The 1,035-nt window shown below is 44.9% G+C and carries 1 protein-coding gene; it reads left to right on the plus strand.

Translation table 11 applies throughout. From position 1 onward, the window contains the following. Positions 1-124 precede the first annotated feature (124 nt). Positions 125-1,035: IS30 family transposase (locus HMPREF2890_RS00070; RefSeq protein ID WP_070463835.1), on the plus strand; the 911-nt coding region annotated here is incomplete at its 3' end.

Here is a 1,035-nt window from a genome sequence, read left to right on the forward strand (position 1 = left end):
TTTGGGGGTGGAGGGGGACTCTCGCGTCGACCAGACTCACCTCTTCGATCCCCCAAAATTAAAAGAGGAGACCGAAGTCTCCTCAAAATGAGTTACTTTTACATTGTCCCAAATATTTCTATTTATGTATAAGCAACTCACTTCATCACAAAGGTACGTAATTAAGAATGGACTTAAGGAGAACGTGCCACTCCGTATGATTGCACGTCTGATCGGAGTTAGTCCTTCTACCGTCAGCCGAGAGATAAAGAGAAACTCCTCGAAAACAGGAGTATACATCCCTGCCCTAGCCAATGAGATGGCTCGGGAAAACAGGGCTCGATCAGCTCGAAACAGGCGGACAAAAAAGAGGTATCGCTATAAGGTGCTTACCTTACTAACCAAGTACCAATGGTCTCCAGAGCAGATATCCGGTACTCTTCGGAAGGAAGGGATCAGCATCTCTCACGAAACTATCTACCAATGGATTAGGAAGGATAAGGCTAGAGGCGGCTCCCTTTACCTTAACTGTCGTCATAAGCTCAAACATCGGAGTAGAGGTCTTTACAAGAAATCCTCTGCCGCTCATATCCCTAACAGAGTCTCTATCCATCAGAGACCTACGGAGGTCGATGGAAAGAGATTTGGGGACATTGAGATGGATACCATTGTTGCCAAAGGACAGAAGTCTGCCATCCTTACCCTTGTCGAGAAATCTACCAACATGTGTTTTATCAAGAAAATTGATGGAGGATTTAATCCGGCGGCAGCTGCTAAAGCAGCTATCTTGCTCTTGCTCCCCTATAAGGATAAACTCAAGACTATTACTACCGACAACGGATTTGAATTTAGAGATCACGAGACAATTACTCGTGTCCTCGGTATTCCGGTCTTCTTTGCCGACCCCTACGCTTCTTGCCAAAAGGGGGCCATCGAGAATACCAATAAACTCATCAGACAATACATCCCTAAAAATTCTGATTTCTCTGACTTCGACGACGATCGACTATTTGAAATCCAGACTTTACTTAACAACAGACCCAGGAAGAAACATGA

This window comes from Porphyromonas sp. HMSC065F10 (assembly GCF_001808555.1).
Classification (GTDB): domain Bacteria; phylum Bacteroidota; class Bacteroidia; order Bacteroidales; family Porphyromonadaceae; genus Porphyromonas_A.